Origin of the sequence: Synechococcus sp. R6-7, assembly GCF_047461695.1 — a bacterium.
Classification (GTDB): domain Bacteria; phylum Cyanobacteriota; class Cyanobacteriia; order Thermostichales; family Thermostichaceae; genus Thermostichus.
Genome location: NZ_JANSHS010000270.1, coordinates 1 through 783 on the forward strand (window position 1 = coordinate 1; position 783 = coordinate 783).

1 protein-coding gene is annotated in these 783 nt (G+C 63.0%); it reads left to right on the top strand.

What is annotated here, in order from left to right; translation table 11 throughout:
* Positions 1 to 783: cation:proton antiporter (locus tag NW815_RS08465; RefSeq protein ID WP_414415901.1), on the top strand; the 783-nt coding region annotated here is incomplete at both ends.

Here is a 783-nt window from a genome sequence, read left to right on the forward strand (position 1 = left end):
GGGGGAGCGGCAGCAGCTCACTATCTGGGGGAGTTTCCCTGGCGGCTGGCTTTTTTGTTTGGATCCCTGGTGGTGGTAACAGGGCCGACGGTGATCAACCCTATCCTGAAGCGGGTACGGGTCGATCCGGCAGTCAGCACGCTCCTAGAGGGAGAAGGGGTGCTCATCGATCCCATCGGGGCCATTTTGGCGGTGGTGGTGCTGCAGGTGGTGCTCTCTGGCCATCCCAGTTTTCTCATGGCCCTGGAACAGTTGTCCAGCCGTCTGGCCATCGGGTCGGCGGTGGGAGCGCTGGGGGGCTGGCTGATGGGATCCTTCCTGCTCTGGTCGCGGCAGTTTTTAACCGAGGAGTTGCGCAACTCGGTGGTGCTGGCAGGGGCGCTGGGGGTGTTTGCCTTGGCCCAGTCGCTGCGATCGGAGGCGGGGCTGATGGCAGTGGTGATGGCGGGCCTGGTGGTGCGGCAGAAGGCGGCCATTGCCGAGCGGGGTGTGCGGCAGTTTCACGGCCAGTTGGTGGTGTTGGCCATCTCTGTGATCTTTATCCTGCTGACTGCCACGCTCTCCCTCAAGGCGGTGTTTGCCCTGGGCTGGGGATCCCTGGCCACAGTGCTGTGTTTGATGCTGGTCATCCGTCCCTTGAGTGTGTGGCTGTGTACCTGGCGCAGCGACCTGAATTGGCGGCAGAAGCTGTTTGTGGCTTGGCTGGCTCCTCGGGGCATTGTGGCGGCTTCGGTGGCCTCCTTGTTTGCCATTCTGCTGACAGAACGGGGCATTACTGGGGGG